The 17,414-nt window shown below is 46.9% G+C and carries 15 protein-coding genes; 9 read left to right on the top strand and 6 right to left on the bottom strand.

All coding sequences use genetic code 11. The annotated features are described in order from the left end of the window. Positions 1 to 44: 44 nt before the first annotated feature. Both BMZ72_RS30660 and BMZ72_RS30665 read right to left on the bottom strand, forming a co-directional pair. Positions 45 to 1,313, bottom strand: coding sequence for a flavin monoamine oxidase family protein (locus tag BMZ72_RS30660; RefSeq protein ID WP_089814345.1), 1,269 nt, complete (start codon positions 1,311 to 1,313; stop codon positions 45 to 47). Positions 1,314 to 1,354: 41 nt separating this feature from the next. After that, positions 1,355 to 1,822: a hypothetical protein gene (locus tag BMZ72_RS30665; RefSeq protein ID WP_143087828.1), complete on the bottom strand. Its 468-nt coding sequence runs from the start codon at positions 1,820 to 1,822 to the stop codon at positions 1,355 to 1,357. Positions 1,823 to 2,054: 232 nt separating this feature from the next. Between BMZ72_RS30665 and BMZ72_RS30670 the strand changes: the two genes are divergently transcribed. The 5 genes from BMZ72_RS30670 to BMZ72_RS30690 all read left to right on the top strand — a co-directional run bounded on the left by BMZ72_RS30670 (position 2,055) and on the right by BMZ72_RS30690 (position 8,951). After that, the gene (locus tag BMZ72_RS30670) at positions 2,055 to 2,612 is read left to right on the top strand and encodes a hypothetical protein (RefSeq protein WP_089814347.1); all 558 of its coding nucleotides are present in this window, start codon (positions 2,055 to 2,057) and stop codon (positions 2,610 to 2,612) included. A 221-nt stretch (positions 2,613 to 2,833) separates the two neighbouring features. Further along, entirely contained in the window at positions 2,834 to 4,243 is a 1,410-nt protein-coding gene (locus tag BMZ72_RS30675; RefSeq protein WP_089814349.1) for an arylsulfatase, read from the top strand. An 8-nt stretch (positions 4,244 to 4,251) separates the two neighbouring features. Beyond that, complete coding sequence (locus BMZ72_RS30680; protein ID WP_089814351.1) at positions 4,252 to 7,077, top strand: glycosyl hydrolase; 2,826 nt, start codon at positions 4,252 to 4,254, stop codon at positions 7,075 to 7,077. A 51-nt stretch (positions 7,078 to 7,128) separates the two neighbouring features. Next, positions 7,129 to 8,031: a helix-turn-helix domain-containing protein gene (locus BMZ72_RS30685; protein ID WP_089814353.1), complete on the top strand. Its 903-nt coding sequence runs from the start codon at positions 7,129 to 7,131 to the stop codon at positions 8,029 to 8,031. Positions 8,032 to 8,111: 80 nt separating this feature from the next. After that, positions 8,112 to 8,951 carry an SDR family oxidoreductase gene (locus BMZ72_RS30690; RefSeq protein WP_089814355.1) on the top strand — a complete coding sequence of 280 codons (840 nt, stop codon included), beginning with the start codon at positions 8,112 to 8,114 and terminating at the stop codon, positions 8,949 to 8,951. A gap of 117 nt (positions 8,952 to 9,068) precedes the next feature. On the opposite strand, the gene BMZ72_RS30695 is transcribed toward BMZ72_RS30690, so the two are convergent. Continuing rightward, positions 9,069 to 9,650, bottom strand: coding sequence for a TetR/AcrR family transcriptional regulator (locus tag BMZ72_RS30695; RefSeq protein WP_089814357.1), 582 nt, complete (start codon positions 9,648 to 9,650; stop codon positions 9,069 to 9,071). A 219-nt stretch (positions 9,651 to 9,869) separates the two neighbouring features. On the opposite strand from BMZ72_RS30695, the gene BMZ72_RS30700 reads away from it, so the two are divergent. Together BMZ72_RS30700 and BMZ72_RS30705 are read left to right on the top strand one after the other, a co-directional pair. After that, positions 9,870 to 10,688 (top strand): SDR family oxidoreductase, encoded by an 819-nt coding sequence (locus BMZ72_RS30700; protein WP_089814359.1) that lies wholly within the window; start codon positions 9,870 to 9,872, stop codon positions 10,686 to 10,688. An 81-nt stretch (positions 10,689 to 10,769) separates the two neighbouring features. Further along, complete coding sequence (locus BMZ72_RS30705) at positions 10,770 to 11,408, top strand: hypothetical protein (RefSeq protein ID WP_089814361.1); 639 nt, start codon at positions 10,770 to 10,772, stop codon at positions 11,406 to 11,408. Here the strand turns inward: BMZ72_RS30705 and BMZ72_RS30710 are convergent. Together BMZ72_RS30710 and BMZ72_RS30715 are read right to left on the bottom strand one after the other, a co-directional pair. Continuing rightward, positions 11,377 to 12,045 carry a hypothetical protein gene (locus BMZ72_RS30710; RefSeq protein WP_089814362.1) on the bottom strand — a complete coding sequence of 223 codons (669 nt, stop codon included), beginning with the start codon at positions 12,043 to 12,045 and terminating at the stop codon, positions 11,377 to 11,379. The two genes, BMZ72_RS30705 and BMZ72_RS30710, sit on opposite strands and share 32 nt — an antisense overlap. A 60-nt stretch (positions 12,046 to 12,105) precedes the next feature. Beyond that, positions 12,106 to 12,921 carry a helix-turn-helix domain-containing protein gene (locus BMZ72_RS30715; protein WP_089814365.1) on the bottom strand — a complete coding sequence of 272 codons (816 nt, stop codon included), beginning with the start codon at positions 12,919 to 12,921 and terminating at the stop codon, positions 12,106 to 12,108. Between the two features lie 375 nt (positions 12,922 to 13,296). On the opposite strand from BMZ72_RS30715, the gene BMZ72_RS30720 reads away from it, so the two are divergent. Together BMZ72_RS30720 and BMZ72_RS30725 are read left to right on the top strand one after the other, a co-directional pair. Beyond that, the gene (locus BMZ72_RS30720) at positions 13,297 to 15,054 is read left to right on the top strand and encodes an ABC transporter ATP-binding protein (protein WP_089814367.1); all 1,758 of its coding nucleotides are present in this window, start codon (positions 13,297 to 13,299) and stop codon (positions 15,052 to 15,054) included. Continuing rightward, positions 15,035 to 16,795, top strand: a complete 1,761-nt coding sequence (locus BMZ72_RS30725; protein WP_089814369.1) for an ABC transporter ATP-binding protein — start codon at positions 15,035 to 15,037, stop codon at positions 16,793 to 16,795. The genes BMZ72_RS30720 and BMZ72_RS30725 overlap by 20 nt, the downstream gene beginning before the upstream one ends. Before the next feature lie 220 nt (positions 16,796 to 17,015). On the opposite strand, the gene BMZ72_RS30730 is transcribed toward BMZ72_RS30725, so the two are convergent. After that, positions 17,016 to 17,414 (bottom strand): DUF1634 domain-containing protein, encoded by a 399-nt coding sequence (locus BMZ72_RS30730; RefSeq protein ID WP_089814371.1) that lies wholly within the window; start codon positions 17,412 to 17,414, stop codon positions 17,016 to 17,018.

Genomic DNA, 17,414 nt, shown 5'->3' on the forward strand with positions numbered 1-17,414 from the left:
AGGAATTAAGAATTAGAATGCAGCGGAGATCTTCGCGTTAATTCTTAATTCTTAATTCCCTGTAATATTCTTTCTGCAACCGCCTTTCCTGTGCTAAGCGCCGCCTCTACTGTTCCCGGACTGGCGCCATTATACAGGGCTTCTCCGGCAAAATAGATCGTTTGTTGCACCGGTGTATTTAAGACCACCTGTGCCGCCGCTGTAGCCGGTGTACTGTAACTATACGAGCCTGTTACATGAGGGTCGCTTGCCCAGTTGGATATATGGCTGTCTGTCAGTAGTCCTTTCAGCGTATCTATGTTTTCGTTACAAAGGATAGCCAGTGATTGTAATGCCATTTCCAGCAATGCCTCGTCTGTTTTATGCAGATGAGGAATAGCTGGAGGGCCACCCAGCCAGCCTGTCAGCACATTGGCTTTATCGGGCAACTGCGTCCACCAGGTAGGAATAGGCGCTTTTCCCAGGACGAAACCTACCTGCGGAGCCTGTTTCTCCCAGAAGGGTGCTTTAAATGCCAGGACTGTTTTGATAACTGTACCCCAACCAATATTGTGAGCTGCCGCCATCTGATCGGGCAGGGCAGGAGAGAAGTGGATAGTACCTTGTTGCAGGATGCCTAAAGGAACGGCGATGATCACCCTGTTGCCTGTATAGGTTGTTCCGGCCTCCGTAGTAACAGTGACGCTACCGGCTGACCAGTCAATATTACGCACGACTGCATTGGTAATAATGCGGGCCTGCTGGCGAAGGGAGACGTCTTCCAGGTAACGCACCATAGCGGTATACCCCTGGTCGATGCGGAAGTTATTCTCGCTTTCGTTTGTCCATTCACTGTACAGCGCCTTTACGCTCACCTTTGTCATATCGGCGAGGTCATAGCCCTGTACGAAGGACTTTACACTTTCATGCAGACTGGCATACCGTTCCCCCGGATACAGCTCATCCAGGAATGCCTGCATGGTCATATCTGTTGGAATGCTGCTCATTTTTTCCAGCAGTCCGTCCCAGTCTTCGATCATCTCGTAGCGGGCATCCCATTTACCATCCCGCACCTGGAACATTTTTCCGTAAATGTGATAATAGGAGAGACCTGCTTCTTTCAGCAGGCCGAGTGTGATGGGTAACTCACCGTGTACGAATTCAGCCCCGGTTTCGGCGGATTTGACACCATCCCGGTAAACGGTCTGTATCCTTCCTCCGATGGTATCCCGGGCTTCCAGCACGGTAACGCTATGATGTGCAGATAATTCCCTGGCTGCAATGAGGCCGGCAGCGCCAGCCCCTATGATGATAATTTCTTCTGATGTACGCATAACCTGTCTATTCAGTAATAGCAAGTTATGTTATTTGGCGCTTATCTTTTCAATACTTTCTCGACCTCATAGAGCCGTCTTCTGAGTTCTGTCAGCTCCTCTTCCAGCAGGTCTACCTTTTCACTCAGCAGATATTGATGATAATCAGGTATAATTGACAGCTCCCGTAACTTTGGGAACAGGTCGTTTTTGAAGAAGGAAAGGCTGGTTTCTTCTCCGCGGAATTCATGCGCTGTTTTCGTCAGGTGATTGTACAGGCAGTAACGGAGGCCTTCGGAATTGAAGGTCCACGGACTGATATACAACAGTTCCCAGTTGGCAATTCTAAGCATTTCCAGTTCTCCTTTTGCATTCACGAACTGATAAATGGTGGATTCAACGTAACCATTGGGTTTTAAGGTATCCGTTGTCATGAGAATATACGCGTACTCCGAAAAAGCAGTAATTGATTCGAGATTGTGTAGCGGACTATAACTTCCATCCCTGAATATTGCATAGTATCTGACCATAATTTGCTATCTGTTTGAAATATTCTACCACATAATCTGGCACAGGTAGTGACAATAATGACAATAAGACTTAAGTTGAAAATAATATATTAAAAGGTAAAAACCTGTATTAAATATAGAAAATCTGCAAAAAAGCATTGTGTGGAATAGTATGGACGGCACGGTACTTGCCCGAAATATGCTGATTTTAAATAAAATGATTTTACTTTAGCGGATTAATAAACACCAATTTATGAAGTACATTTCTTTACTGGTTGTTGCAGGAGCTGTATTTTTCGGCGCCTGTAAGAATGGTAATAATGCCCCAAAGACGTCAAAGGAACTGCTGGAACAAGCCCGGCAGAATATGAACAGCGGTGCTGGTAAATTCTCTATCGATGCCCCTGCGGGATGGAGAAAAACAGATACCACACTGAATGGTATTAAGCTGACTTTCCTGTTTGCACCGACTGAAACAGACGGTTTCCGTTCCAATATCAATGTGGTTAGTGAGAATGTCGGCAAACTCAGTTTCGAGGATTATCATAAAGCAACCCTGGCTACCATGGGTAAATATATGAGCAATTTCAAGGTGCTGGAAAGCGGTGATAAAGAGATCAGCGGTCAGCCAGGTAAATGGTTCAAATACAGTTCTGACCAGACCGGCGGTGCTGATGTTATAGCGCGTAACTATACAGTGGTGAAAAATGGTATCGCCTATATCATCACCGGTGTGGCAAAAGTAAAAGACGAAGCAGGCATCACTCCGGTGATCGAAAACACTGTTGCTACGTTCAAAGTGGCTGAATAATTTTACACAAGCGATTATAGGTAAAAGGCGTCCGCTATAATGGACGCCTTTTGCTATTGAAGCCCCTTCCTCTCATACGGCCCAATTCTTAATCCTTAATTCTTAATCTTAATTTCTGATAAGTATTTACCCCATTCCTTTTAGAAATTAGTCTATTAATTTAGTAGAGTTATTTATATTGGCTCCTGCTAACAGATTATTTACGTCGATCAATCAATACTATGGACCGGAAGAAAATTTTGAGCGTCGTCCTGACAGGATGTGCACTATTGACTACTATCCTGACCCAGGGACAGACCCGTAAACCCAATATCATCTTTATTCTGGCAGACGATCTGGGATATGGTAATGTCAGCGTTTATAACAGTAAAAGCCCTGTTAAAACGCCTAATATTGACAGGCTGGGGCAGGAGGGCATCCAATTCACGAACTTTTATTCCGGTAATACCGTCTGTGCGCCTTCCCGTTGCGCCCTGCTCACCGGAAAGCATATGGGACATGCCTATATCAGAGGTAACTCACGGCTTCCGTTACGTGCGCAGGACAGTACCCTGGCGCAGCTGTTACAGGGGAACGGCTACCGTACCGGTATGTTTGGTAAATGGGGACTGGGTGAATCGGGGACAACTGGTTCACCTGAGATAAAGGGTTTTGACACCTTCTTCGGTTATCTGAATCAGCAACATGCGCATAATTACTATACTGATTATCTCTTCGAAGTAAAGGAAGGACAGATCAGCCGGGTACCCCGGGATACAAATGTCTATTCTCAGGATGAGATCCTGCAACATGCGCTGTCTTTTATCAATGATAACAAAGACAAACCCTTCTTCCTTTTCTTACCATTCACCCTGCCACACGCAGAACTGGCGCCGCCGGCTGCTGATATGCAGGCCTTCCTGAATGCCGATGGCAGCAGTAAGTTTGGCCCCGAAACGCCTTATGAGCGTAAGAACGGTACCTATCGCAGTCAGGAAAACCCACATGCCGCCTTCGCCGCGATGGTGACGAAACTGGACAGGAATGTAGGCGAGATCAGTGCCCTTATAAAACAACTTGGTCTGGACGACAATACCTATATCTTCTTTACAAGTGATAATGGTCCGCATAGAGAAGGTGGTGCAGACCCGGTCTATTTTGACAGTAATGGCCCTTTAAAAGGCATTAAACGCGATCTCTACGAAGGTGGTATCAGAGTACCCCTGCTCGTGAGAGCGCCCGGTAAAGTGTCCGCAGGACAAGTTAACAGCATTCCATGGGCTTTCTGGGATGTATTGCCCACTTTGAGTGATATTACACATTCCCCTGTTTTATCCGGAATAGATGGTTTATCTTACACAAAAGCGCTGAACGGAACGAAACCCGCAAGGCAGCATGATCACTTCTACTGGCAGTTCAATGAAGGCGGATTACAGGAAGCATTACTGAAGGATGACTGGAAACTGATCCGCTTTAAAAAACGTGGCACCCCGGAACGTTTTGAACTGTACCATCTTTCTGAAGATATAGGGGAAGAACATGACCTGGCCGCAAAATACCCACAGAAAGTGAAAGCGCTCTCCAGACTGATGCTGCAATCCAAAACGCCGGCGGAGAACCCTGAGTTTGACTGGTCGGCTACCGAACAATAAATGACGTTATGAAAACTGTAATCAGAAGATCCTGCAAACTGCTGCCAGCTATCCTGTCAATGCTGCTTTTACAGCCAGCTGTCGCCCAACAGCCTTCCATACCGTATACCGATACCCTGCGTCCAACAGTATGGCCTGCGCCAGGTAACAGGCTGCATCAGCCCTGGACCCGCTGGTGGTGGGTAGGGAGCGCTGTAGATGAAAAAAGTCTGGATGCGTCGCTAAAGACATTGCATGATGCAGGATTTGGTGGTGTTGAAATAGCCCCGATCTATGGGGCTAAAGGATATGAATCGAGATACGTCAGTTTTCTCTCGCCACAATGGGTAGACCGCCTGCGCTATACCGTAAAAACAGCTGCCGGATACAATATGGGTGTGGACCTGACAACCGGTACAGGCTGGCCGTTTGGCGGGCCGCAGCTCACAAAAGAGCAGGCCGCTTCCCGCTTTATCATACAAACCTATCCTGCCAAAGGAGGCACTCCCTTTACAGAACAGATACGGATCAACGATGGCAAACAACAGGGTGCTGTCTTACAGGCGCTGACCGCTTATAATGGTAAACAACGTATTTCGCTGATCAGTAAGGTCAGTAAGGAGGGTAAGCTGCAATGGACACCGCCCACCGGGGACTGGACACTGTATGCCTTATTCAGCGGCTGGACCCTTCAGCAGGTGAAAAGAGCTGCTCCGGGTGGAGAAGGGTATACCCTGGATCATCTCTCTGCTGCCGCCTTACCGGTATACCTGCAACGTTTTGATACCGCTTTTAAAGGAAAGACACCCGGTGTACGATCCTTTTATAATGACAGCTATGAAGTGTATAATGCCGACTGGACGCCCGCGTTTTTCGATGTGTTTAAAAAGCATAGGGGATATGATCTCAGGGATTACCTGCCGGAACTGATCAGCGAAGTGTCGACCGAACTGGCAGGCAGGGTAAAGTCGGACTACCGGGAAACCATGTCCGAACTACTGCTGAATAATTTTACCACTCCCTGGACCGAATGGGCGCATCGCTACAATAGCGTATCAAAAAATCAGGCGCATGGCTCTCCGGGTAATCTGCTCGACCTATATGCTGCCGTTGATATCCCGGAATGTGAAACCTTTGGGTCGACTTATTTTCCGATACCCGGACTCAGAAGAGATAGTGCCGATATCCGTAATGTCGCTCCTGATCCGGTTATGCTGAAGTTTGCTTCCTCTGCTGCACATGTAACAGGACATCCGCTGGTGTCCTGTGAAACATTTACCTGGCTGACGGAGCATTTCAAAACCTCCCTTTCACAGTGTAAACCGGAAGTGGAACAGGCCTTTCTGGCCGGTGTCAATCACGTATTTTATCATGGTAATACCTTTTCTCCATCAGATGTACCCTGGCCCGGCTGGTTGTTCTATGCCTCGGTCAATTTCGTACCAACCAATAGTTTCTGGCCACATCTGACAGGGCTGAACAACTACATCTCCCGGGTACAGTCTGTATTACAGACCGGCACTCCTGACAATGAGCTGCTGATCTACTGGCCGGTATATGATTGCTGGGAAAATCCAAAGGGAAAAGATATGCCATTGAAGGTGCATGATATTGATGAATGGCTGCATCCAACGGCTTTTTATAAACAGGTAAAAGACCTGCAACAAGCGGGGTATTCGCTGGATTTTGTTTCAGATAAACAACTGGGAAAAATCGCTATTCAGGAGGGGAAACTCATGACCAATACGAATGCGGCTCCCTATAAAGTGTTGATCATTCCTGCCATGAAACGGATGCCGCTGGAGACCTTCCGGCAGATCATCAGACTGGCGGAAGCAGGTGCTACCATCATTTTTGAATCAATGCCGGAAGATGTTCCTGGTCTTCATGACCTGGATAAACGCAGACAACAGTTCAAAGCATTACGGGAAAAGATAAAAGGGTCTTTATCCGGCAAACCAGCCGGCACAAAGATCGGGAAAGGTACACTGTACAACTATGACGGGATACAGGAAGCCTTACACCTGCAGCATATCGACGGAGAACGACTGACCGCAGCCGGTTTACAATTTATTCGCAGAAAAGACAAAGACAGGACCTGGTATTATATCGTTAATCATACGGCAAATGTTGTAGATGATGCTATCCCTGTTAATAAGATAGGCGATGAGGACACTGTTTTACTGCTTGATCCGATGACAGGAGCATACGGTACCGCGGCAGTAGGGCACCATCATGTCAATAACGTGGTGCAGGTCCAGCTGCAACCCGGTCAGTCTCTTATCATAAGGACCGGGCCGGTCACTTCCGCAGAGAAGGCAGTTGGCAGCTGGACATACCTGAATAAACCAGGAACGCCGTTGCCGCTGTCGGGTAAATGGGGCCTGAGCTTTACCCACGGAGGTCCTTTTAAGCCTGCTGACCGCCAGCTGGACAGGCTGGTATCCTGGACAGATTTACCTGATACAGCAGCTGCTTCTTATAGTGGCTCAGCCATATATACCCAGACATTTACCCTGCCGGATAAGCCGGAAAAGGAGTATCTGCTCAACCTGGGGAAAGTGTATGAAAGTGCCAGGGTAACCATCAACGGACAGGATGCCGGTATTTACTTGGCGATTCCATTCCAGGGAAGGGTAGGGCAATACCTGCGTCCAGGTAAAAATGAGATCAGCATAGAAGTTGCCAATCTGATGGCCAACCGGGTCCGGTATATGGATCAGCATGGCATTCCCTGGCGTAACTATCATGAGATCAATTTTGTCAATATCAACTATAAGCCGTTTGATGCGACAGACTGGCCCCTGCAGGCTTCTGGTCTGATCGGTCCGGTGACATTGACGCCCTACCAATAGTCTTTAAGAAAACCCGTTTTTCGGAATGTTTGAATTTTGTAACTTAGCAGTATGGCAGAAACACAAACATTAGCGGAGTTCTATCAGCAGAAGTTCAACTGGCTGCCTGAAAACCTCCAGCAGGACATAGGACACTTCAATGTGTTCCGGTTGGAGGACTTCCAGGGGCCGTCTGCAAAGACCTTTAAATACAGCCGCCGGGATTTCTATAAGATCAACCTGGTCAGAGGCCGGAACGTCTATCACTACGCCGATAAAAGCGTGGAACTGGATGGCAGTACCCTGACTTTCTTCAATCCCCAGGTACCATATACATATGAGACCCTGTCCGAAACAAAAACAGGGTTCTTCTGCATCTTTAAAGAAGGCTTCTTTACGGAGCGTATGCGGGGCAGTATCAATGAATTGCCCATGTTCGCCCCGGGAGGTAAACCTTCCTATATATTGACAGAAGAGCAGGACGCGCACGTCAGCCAGATCTTTACCAAAATGCTGGACGAGATCAATTCAGACTACCGGTATAAGTATGATCTGCTGATGAATTATGTGACCGAAATGATCCACTATGCATTGAAACTTGAGCCTACCGAGACACTATATAAACACCCGGACGCCAAGTCCAGGATCACCTCCATCTTTACAGAACTGCTTGAAAGACAGTTTCCTATTGAGTCTCCTTCCCAGCGGTTTACGCTGCGTTCGGCCAAGGACTTTGCTGACCAGCTGGCCGTACACGTCAATCATCTCAACAGGGCGATCAAGGAAACTACGGGTAAAACAACTACCGAGCACATCTCAGAACGCCTGGTCAGCGAGGCCAAAGCCCTGCTGAAACACACCAACTGGAACGTCTCTGAGATCAGTTACTGCCTGGGCTTTGAGGAACCCGCCCATTTCAACAACTTTTTCAGGAAGCAGACCAGCCAGACACCGTCCTCTTTCAGGATTGTTTGAATTCCGCAAGTATTGCTTTGAATGATGTAATAACCCGCATCCCGATCCGATGTAGTTTTGCATCATTAAACTTAGCAACGATGAGCAACAACAACAACAGAGTATGGTTTGTAACCGGCGCTTCCAAGGGATTGGGATTAAGCCTGGTAAAACAGCTGCTGGCCACAGGCCAACGCGTGGCAGCAACTTCAAGAAAGATAGACGAACTGGTAAAGGCGGTAAGTGAACAGTCTGCAGATTTCCTCCCCCTGGAAACTGACCTGGTGAGTGAAACCAGTGTGACAGCAGCGATTGACAAGACGATTGCTACTTTCGGCAGACTGGATGTCGTAGTAAACAATGCGGGTTATGGTATCGGTGGTAGTATAGAAGAACTGACCGATAAAGAGACCCGGGATGCTTTCGACGTCAATGTTTTCGGTACACTCAATGTGATCCGCCTGGCAATGCCTCAGTTAAGGGCACAACGCTCAGGACATATTATCAATATCTCATCCATCGCAGGTATTGCTCCCGCTACTGGTTGGTCCATATATGGCGCAGCCAAACATGCGGTGATAGGTCTGAGCGAAGTACTGGCAGAAGACGTGAAAGAATTTGGTATCAAAGTGACCGTTGTAGCGCCTGGCGCATTCAGGACCAGCTTCCTGACAAAAGAATCACTGACCCTGGCGAAGAATACGATCCCGGAATATACCGCTATCAGAAATTCGCATGAAAAATACCAGTCAATGGATGGTCAGCAGGCAGGAGATCCTGACAAAGCAGCGGCAGCCATGATCGCGATTGTCAACGAGCAAAAGCCTCCTGTATACCTGTTACTGGGTTCAGATGCTTACGAACGGGGTATGGCAAAACTGGAATTATTGAAAGACGCTTTTAAAGAAAAAGAAGCATTGACAAGATCTACCAGCTTTTAAAGCCTTCGTTATATGACTACAAACCATGAGACGGCAGCAGTAAAAGCTGCGGTCAACAAAAAAGAGGCTATCCGCCGTATGGTGGGTAGCCTCTTCTTTTATACGTATATTATGCTCTTACTTCAGCATTGACATTGTTAGTCTGATAATGTCATCAAACACTTTCTTGTCAGCGCCCGACTTGGAATGCGCTGTCAATCCCCACAGATTATTCATAATAAAACGCGCCAGTGAACGGGGCGTATTATCCTTAGAGATCTGTCCCAGGTCCTGGCCACGTTTGATGGCTCCGGTGAAACCATTCTCAAGCGCCTCCCTGTTTTCCTTTACGATCTCCGCAATTTCTTCATCATGTGTAGCCAGCTCCATGATGGAATTCACCATGAAACAACCTCTTTTATCTTCATTGACAAAGCAGTTGTTTTTTGAAATAATGAATAATGACTTCAATGTTTCAGGTACATTTTCTGCATTGGCCAGTAATTCGAGGATACTGCCCGTTACGGTATTCCTGTAACGCGTCAGTGCACTGACAAACAGACTTCGCTTATCCCCATATGTATCATACAGACTGGAACGGCTCAGTCCCAGTTCATCCAGGATCTCCTGCGGAGAAGTCCCATTATAACCTTTGTGCCAGAAAAATTGCATCGCTTTATCTAACACTTCTTCTTCATCAAATCTTTTTGTCCGTGCCATATAACAATTGAAATTAGGAATTGGCAATCAGGAATTAAGCATTTGAATGCAGCATAGCGCTTCACAGTAACGCTTAATTCTTACCAGCAAAGATACATAAACGGAACTAATATTCCGGAATTTTTAAAAAAGAGGAAGATTTATTTGGAACTTTTGTTCCGTTATAACTACCTTAGCGGAACAAAAGTTCCAATATTATAAAAGCAATCATCATCAGATATGAAAAAGACAGTATTCATTACAGGTACCAGCAGTGGACTGGGCAAGCTGACAGCTAAATATTTTGCATCACAGGGCTGGAATGTAGCCGCTACGATGCGTACACCGGAGAAAGAAACAGAGCTGACACAATATGAAAATATAAAGATCTTCAAACTGGATGTTACCGATATCGCACAGGTAAATACAGCCGTTGAACAGGCAGTCGCTGCATTCGGTAAAATTGATGTAGTGGTAAATAATGCGGGGGCAGGCACATACGGCGCATTGGAGTTGGCAAAAGAAGAAACAATTGACTGGCAGTTCGCTACAAACGTACGTGGCCCTATCAATGTGATCCGTGCCTTCCTGCCGCATTTCAGGGCACAGAAAGGAGGGAAGTTCATCAATATCAGTTCCTTCATGGGCGTGACTACCGCCGTACCAGTCGGCTCCTTATATAACATGTCCAAGTTTGCACTGGAAGGACTGACCGAAGGACTGTATTACGAACTGGAGCCATTGAATGTCAGTCTGCACCTGATAGAACAGGGCGGATCAAGTGGTAACAGTTTCGTAGATAAGGTCGTTTGGAATGAACATCCGGAAATAACGGATTACGAGGCCATTACAACACGCGTCAAACAGATGATGCAGGAGGCAAAGAATGGCCCGCTGGACGATCCGCAAACCATTGTAGATGCTATCTACGCCCTGGCTACCGGCGCAAGTAAACAGTTCCGTACTGTACTCAGCGCAATGGGTAACCAACTAATGGAAATGCGTAGATCAATGCCAATAGAAAATTATCTGGACACAGTGGCTGGATGGTATAAGTAATCTGCAAAAGGTCCTGCGTAAAGCAGGGCCTTTTTACTGAAATAGAGAATAATGACTATATTTCGGTTATTAACTATGTCAATGGACCAGACCACGCATACAACCCTACGTAAAAAAATATCCGTTCATACACAGATCCTGGCAGCCGTTATGTTTATCGGTTTGTTGTTCCATGTCAGGCGCTATCTATATCCGTCACATACTGTAGCAGACATACTCAGTTTGTATATTTTTCCGGAAAAACTATGGGAATGGGCCATACTGATACCGTTTGGCATATTGTTCTATGCCATCTTTCTGATACCCGTGTTCATCACTATTTTCCTGTTATTCCGTTGGGGCAGGGTATATGCTACTGATGCCGGAAAAGGCAGGAAAGTCCGTAACTGGCTGATTGGCTTTACCCTGGTACTGCTGTATAACTGGGGAGGACCTGCCGTGTATGTCATACAACAGGTATTTCCCCCGAAAGAAGTGAATCCGTTCCCGGCAGGTGTAAGATGGGAAACCCAGCCATCGCTTGAAGCAGAGGAAAAGATACTGCAGCATCTTTTAGATGACCATGCATTGATCAGCCATAAGACGGAAATGACGCTGAATCTCATTGTACTGCTCTTATACACGATAGAGACGGGCTGGATATTTTCGCTGCTCTGGAAGGCAGAAGTCTTTGAGAAAAAGCAGCTGCCTACTGATGCAGGCGGCTCATCTCTTTCCTGAATGAGAGCATCTCAGAACTGATTGCTTTCAATGTAAAACCGGTCTGCTTTTCCAGCAGTGCTGTAATATCCGCATCTTTGCCTAATTCGCTGAAACTGTCATATCCCAGGAGCAGTACCAGTTCATGGAGATTACCTCCATCGACGATCTTATACGTATAGAAACAGCCTGCGTGCAATCCCTTTGTTACGTTATCAAGTGCTTTAATGGCATTTGTCAATGGATAGGCTGTGATGGTGATCATCCGCAGGTAACGCGCCTGTAAACCTTTATTATGCCCGCAGCTGGCAATCTTTTCCATCTTTATAACAGCCCTTAGTTTTGCGAACGGGTGTACATGCAACTGATTATCAGCTGCATCTTCCGCAGACTTCAGCCGCTGATCAAAGTCCGCCCAGGCACGGTCTACTGTAGCATCCAGCAGTTGCCCATCCCTTGGTCCGGATATGAAATACCAGCCATACCAGTCCCATAGATCACTATTGGCGGCATGCCATTGTAAATGTTGCTGGTAACCTTTTTCAAAAGCCTGTTCCATGCCTTCTCTGGGTTCCCAGATCACAAACTGAGCGATATTTTTATCTTGTGCAGACGCCCGGAAAGAGAGGAGAAGCGCTATAATCAGTAAGAATCGCATACGTTTTTTACTGTAAAGCTATTCTGCGGGGAACGGATAGAATTGTAAAAAAGTGAACTGTCAGATATTGACAAATATATCATTGATCCCGGTGTTGTTATTGAACCAGGCTTTGGGTGATCGTTGTGTATACTGATGGAAACTGCGGATGAGGTGAGACTGGTCATAAAAGCCTGTTTCATAACCACCGGCCGTATAATTCTGTTCCGGATGCCGGTTCTTCCAGGCAATAAAATGATTAAAGCGGATAATATTGCTGATGGCCTTGGGTGTTAATCCTACCTGTCGTTTGAAGAGAACATCCAGGTGTTTGGCCGAAACACCGGTACGTTGTAGCAGTCTGTCCACCGAAATATTCCCTTTACTCTGCATAATAGCAGCTATGGCTGCATGTACATAATCGTAGCCGCCTGCCGGCTGCTCCAGTCTGCTGATGCTGTTTGTCAGCAAACACTCAAACTGTCTGAATGTCTGTTCCGCATCTTCCTGTATACACGCCCAGAAAGGTGCTTCCGGCAGGATATCACTCAAAGGTGTGATGCCTGTATCTGCATCCGGCACCGGCATTTTCAGAAAGGCGGATAGTGTATGCGGATAGAAGCGGATGCCATATAAGCGGGCGCCCGGCATGAGTTGTAAACGGTAGGAGGTTAGCGTCTGACCTGCGATGAAAGCAGCAGGCTCTTCGATCCATGCTCCTGCTTTAAAACGACGTTTTCCGGTATGTGGCGGCAGATGAAAAATAATTTCGTGATGCCCGTCAGGCAATATGTCTTCCTCGTATGGATGTGGCAGCTTAGCCGGCACTTCCAGGTACCAGCAGGTTTTGATCAGATGGGTCAGCTGCGCCGGAATATAGGTCTCAATAAGTATCATAAATAACACGAAAATTATTCGCTAAAACAGATAAAAGGGCAAAGCTTTTTCGGATAAAATCCGTAATTTCATAACTCATCAAAGAAAAGGAGGTATTCATGCAATCTACAGAATATTCATGGAAACCTTCGGTTGGTATCGCCTAACCGGGTTGCTCCATAAAAAATATCTGGGACGCGGACGCGTCGAAGTCCTTCCGGGTTTTCCGGAAGGATTTTTTTTTCCGGGCATGCAATATTCATTTTGTTCATTCGTCATTCTCCTTGTGGCAAGTTTGCCATTACCTTATACCTGCACCTTACACCGTTTTTTTTACAGTAAATTTGGCCTCCCGCAGCCTACAGGTCTGCCGCCTGTTATATATTTGCTATTGATATGAAGAAGACCAACAAGCCCGTAACGAAGACGGGCAAAGGAAACTCCGGATTAATGTCTCTACTGCGCCCTTACAGAGGCCAGTTATTCCTACTGATCCTCATGGCCCTGTGCAGTAACCTGTTGAACCTGGTGCTGCCCTACCTGACGTCCAAAGGAATTGACGCATACACCGCAGGTACGCTCGATCTGAACCACCTGGTGGTGGAATTCATCGGCGCTGCGATCGCTATTTTCATCTTTACGTATGTGCAGAGTATCATTCAGACCTATATGTCTGAAAGGGTAGGCCGCCAGTTACGTACGGACCTTGCCGCACGTATTTCCCGTCAGGACTACGCTTACATACAACAGGTCAATCCCTCCAAACTACTGACCAACCTTACCGGTGACGTCGATAGTATCAAACTGTTCGTATCACAGGCAATCATCTCCATCGCTTCTTCCGTATTCATGATCATCGGCTGTTGCGTATTGCTGATCAGCATCGACTGGAAACTGGGTCTGACCGTTATTTCCGTAGTGCCTTTCATCGCTGTTGCATTCGGTACAGTGTTAAGGAAGGTAAGAACGACCTTCAAGAAGAGCAGGGAGGTGGTTGATAAGTTGAATAAGACGATTAACGAGAGTATTACCGGTGCTGCCCTGGTCCGCGTGATCAATGCACAGCAGCAGGAATATGACCGCTTTATAGCGCCTAACGGCGAATCCATGTCCCTGGGTATTGCGGTAGTCCGCCTCTTTGCCGGACTCGTACCTGTGATCAGTTTCCTGGGTGGTATGGCTACCCTGGCCACCCTGCTCCTGGGCGGCCACTTCGTGATCAACGGGGAAATGACCCTGGGTAATATCGCCGCCTTCAACAGCTATATCGCCATGCTGATCTTCCCGATCATCGTGATCGGTTTTATGAGTAACCTGATCGCACAGGCCACCGCTTCCTATCAGCGTATCGCAGAAGTGCTCCACGCACCCGAATCCGAAGAAAAAGGCACCGTGACAGCCACCCTGAAGGGTGACCTTCACGTGGATCATATCGAGCTTTCCCTGGATGGTAAACCCATCCTGAAAGAGGTATCCTTCTCCGTAAAAGCAGGTACGCGCACAGCGATTATCGGTCCTACTGCCGCCGGTAAAACACAGTTGCTCAATATTATTGTCGGCCTGCTGAAACCAAACGGAGGTCATATCAGTTATGATAACACGGATCTGACCGACTATGATAAAACAGCCCTGTTGCAACAGGTCGGACTGGTATTCCAGGATAGTATCGTGTTTAATATGAGTCTGCGGGAAAACATCGCCTTCAATGAGAACGTAAGCGAAGACCTGATGAAACAGGCGATTGCTACCGCAGAACTGAAAGAGTTTGTTGCCAGTCTCCCGAACGGATTGGATACCGTGGTGTCAGAAAGAGGGAACAGCCTTTCAGGCGGACAAAAACAACGTATCATGCTGGCCAGGGCATTGGCGATCAATCCGCAGATCCTGCTGCTGGACGACTTTACCGCCAGGGTAGACGCCAATACAGAACAGCGTATCCTGGAAAATGTGCAGGAGAACTATCCGCATTTGACGCTCATCTCCGTGACACAAAAAATAGCAGCTGTTGCGCATTTCGATCAGATCATCCTGCTGATGGATGGTGAAGTGGTGGCCTCAGGCACACACAATGAACTGATGCAGACATGTCCCGAATACGTACAGATCTTTAATTCCCAACGTAGTACCAGCAATTATGAATTACAACCTGAATAGTACAGATACAAACGAACAGCAGAGTACTTCCGGGAAACGCCTCCTGAAATTACTGGCTTATATAAAAACAGAACACCGTGCGTTGCTGGGCGTATTCGGTATCATGGTGATCAGCCAGACATTGACCATCACAGTACCCTATGTGGTAGGTTATACGATTGATCATTATGTAGCGCATAAGGACTTCTCCGGCATCCTCCGGTGTGCAGGACTCCTGCTGGGTATATTCCTGGTGAACCTGGTCTTTGCCTACTCCCAGACCCTGATGATGGGAAAGGTAGGTCAGCGGATGCTGTATATGCTGAGAAGCGCCCTTTTTGTGAAATTGCAGGAGCTGCCGATCGCCTTTTTTAATCAGAATAAAACCGGTGATCTGATCTCCCGTATCAACAATGATACGGATAAGATGAACCAGTTCTTTTCACAGTCCCTCGTCCAGTTTGCAAGTGGTATCATGTCTATGATCGGCGCGGGTATTTTTCTGCTGTCCATTAATATCAAACTAGGGATCGCCACATTGACCCCGGCCATATTGCTGCTGCTTTTCACCCGTATCCTTTCTCCGCTGGTGAAAAAGAGAAATGCGGCCAATATGAAAAGCACCGGTGGCATGAGTGCAGAAATACAGGAAAGTCTCAGCAACTTTAAAGTGATCATCGCATTCAACCGCCGTGATTATTTCCGCAAGCGCTTTGACCAGGTCAATCAGCAGAACTATAAAACTGCCACCGCTGCTGGTGTGCTGAACAATATCTTTAACCCGGTATTTTCTTTCTGCTCCCAGATAGCCATGCTGGCCGTACTGGCCTATGGTATCTATCTGATATCAGCAGGTCAGTTCACCGTTGGATTGCTGATCAGTTACCTGTCTTTCTCCACTTATTTCTACAACCCGATCCGTCAGCTGGCTATTCTATGGACCAACTTCCAGATGGCGATGGCAGGTTGGGACAGGATTTCACAGATCCTCGAACTGGAAACAGATCTGAAAGTGATCCCATCCGGACCAGCTAAGGAAAATGCGCCGCTGATCAGTTTTCAGCATGTGCAGTTCCGTTATGCTGACAGTAAGGAAATCCTGAAGAATGTCAGCTTCAACATGGAGCGGGGTAAGACATATGCCCTGGTAGGGCCTACCGGTGGTGGTAAAACAACCACAGCATCACTGATCGCGCGTTTGTATGATCCAACTGAGGGACAGGTATTGCTGAATGGCCGTGATATCCGTTCTTATACGCCGGAAGAGCGTACCCGAAAGATCGGGTTCATTTTACAGGAACCATTCCTTTTTTCCGGTACGATCCAGGAAAACATCGTCTATGGTAATCCGAAATACGCTGATTACAGTGCAGAACAGTTACAGGAGGTAATGGAAAAAGTCGGACTGGATGCATTGCTGGAGCGTTTTGAAGATGGTCTGGCTACCAACATCATTTCCGGTAATGATGGCATCAGCCTTGGTCAGAAACAGCTTATTGCCTTTATGCGTGCCGTGTTACGCGATCCGGAACTGCTGGTGCTGGATGAGGCAACTGCGAATATCGACACCGTGACAGAACAGCAACTGGAAGCCGTATTGAAAAAGCTGCCGGCGAATACCACCCGTGTGATCATTGCCCATAGGTTGAATACGATTGAAAATGCAGATGAGATCTTCTTCGTGAATAATGGAGAGATCACGAGGGCGGGTTCGTTTGATCATGCGATGAATATGCTGTTGCAGCATGAGCGAAACACGTAGTCAATTAGGAATTAAGAATTAGGAATTACGGAACCAATAGTCTGATTATGGAGTAATTATCCATCGCTACATGCAGGCTCAATAAATAGAAAAAGCGTCTTGCCAGGGGTAAGACGCTTTTTCTGTTTACTGAGTTGCTATCTGGTAGTGGAAGATTGTTTCACAGCGAAGCTATGAATACCTCAATGCCTAATTCCTAATTCCTGATTCCTCATTGAAATTAGCCGCCAAAGCCGCTGAAGATACTAAACGTAATCACCCCTAATACAATCAGTGTAATAATCACATATAGGGTATCTTTCTCCATTGCAAAAGCTAACACAGAAAACGCGATCCGGGTAATCGGGGTAGCCAGCAATACCACCACACCTAACTGTATGATCGCCATACCATCGAATTGTCTCACACCCTGCCATATACCCGGCATGTGTCTCACGTATTCCGGTGCACCTATGAATTCAGTATAGGAAGGCGTATTACCGCCGTTTTTGATCAGGTAAATAACACCACCGATGAAAGCGATAATGCTGGAGGTAATTACACCCCACCTGAGTTGCTGTCCGATGAACAGTTCTACGTCTCTTTCCTGCCAGAATTCTTTTGAGAATATCTTTTTCAT

Origin of the sequence: Chitinophaga sp. YR627, from assembly GCF_900114995.1 — a bacterium.
Taxonomy (GTDB): Bacteria; Bacteroidota; Bacteroidia; order Chitinophagales; family Chitinophagaceae; genus Chitinophaga.

Excerpts from the sequence above, each read along its gene's own strand:
- BMZ72_RS30660 (WP_089814345.1), bottom strand. The coding sequence starts at position 1,313 with ATGCGTACATCAGAAGAAATTATCATCATAGGGGCTGGCGCTGCCGGC.
- BMZ72_RS30665 (WP_143087828.1), bottom strand. The coding sequence starts at position 1,822 with ATGGTCAGATACTATGCAATATTCAGGGATGGAAGTTATAGTCCGCTA.
- BMZ72_RS30670 (WP_089814347.1), top strand. The coding sequence starts at position 2,055 with ATGAAGTACATTTCTTTACTGGTTGTTGCAGGAGCTGTATTTTTCGGC.
- BMZ72_RS30675 (WP_089814349.1), top strand. The coding sequence starts at position 2,834 with ATGGACCGGAAGAAAATTTTGAGCGTCGTCCTGACAGGATGTGCACTA.
- BMZ72_RS30680 (WP_089814351.1), top strand. The coding sequence starts at position 4,252 with ATGAAAACTGTAATCAGAAGATCCTGCAAACTGCTGCCAGCTATCCTG.
- BMZ72_RS30685 (WP_089814353.1), top strand. The coding sequence starts at position 7,129 with ATGGCAGAAACACAAACATTAGCGGAGTTCTATCAGCAGAAGTTCAAC.
- BMZ72_RS30690 (WP_089814355.1), top strand. The coding sequence starts at position 8,112 with ATGAGCAACAACAACAACAGAGTATGGTTTGTAACCGGCGCTTCCAAG.
- BMZ72_RS30695 (WP_089814357.1), bottom strand. The coding sequence starts at position 9,650 with ATGGCACGGACAAAAAGATTTGATGAAGAAGAAGTGTTAGATAAAGCG.
- BMZ72_RS30700 (WP_089814359.1), top strand. The coding sequence starts at position 9,870 with ATGAAAAAGACAGTATTCATTACAGGTACCAGCAGTGGACTGGGCAAG.
- BMZ72_RS30705 (WP_089814361.1), top strand. The coding sequence starts at position 10,770 with ATGGACCAGACCACGCATACAACCCTACGTAAAAAAATATCCGTTCAT.
- BMZ72_RS30710 (WP_089814362.1), bottom strand. The coding sequence starts at position 12,045 with ATGCGATTCTTACTGATTATAGCGCTTCTCCTCTCTTTCCGGGCGTCT.
- BMZ72_RS30715 (WP_089814365.1), bottom strand. The coding sequence starts at position 12,921 with ATGATACTTATTGAGACCTATATTCCGGCGCAGCTGACCCATCTGATC.
- BMZ72_RS30720 (WP_089814367.1), top strand. The coding sequence starts at position 13,297 with ATGAAGAAGACCAACAAGCCCGTAACGAAGACGGGCAAAGGAAACTCC.
- BMZ72_RS30725 (WP_089814369.1), top strand. The coding sequence starts at position 15,035 with ATGAATTACAACCTGAATAGTACAGATACAAACGAACAGCAGAGTACT.
- BMZ72_RS30730 (WP_089814371.1), bottom strand. The coding sequence starts at position 17,414 with ATGAAAAAGATATTCTCAAAAGAATTCTGGCAGGAAAGAGACGTAGAA.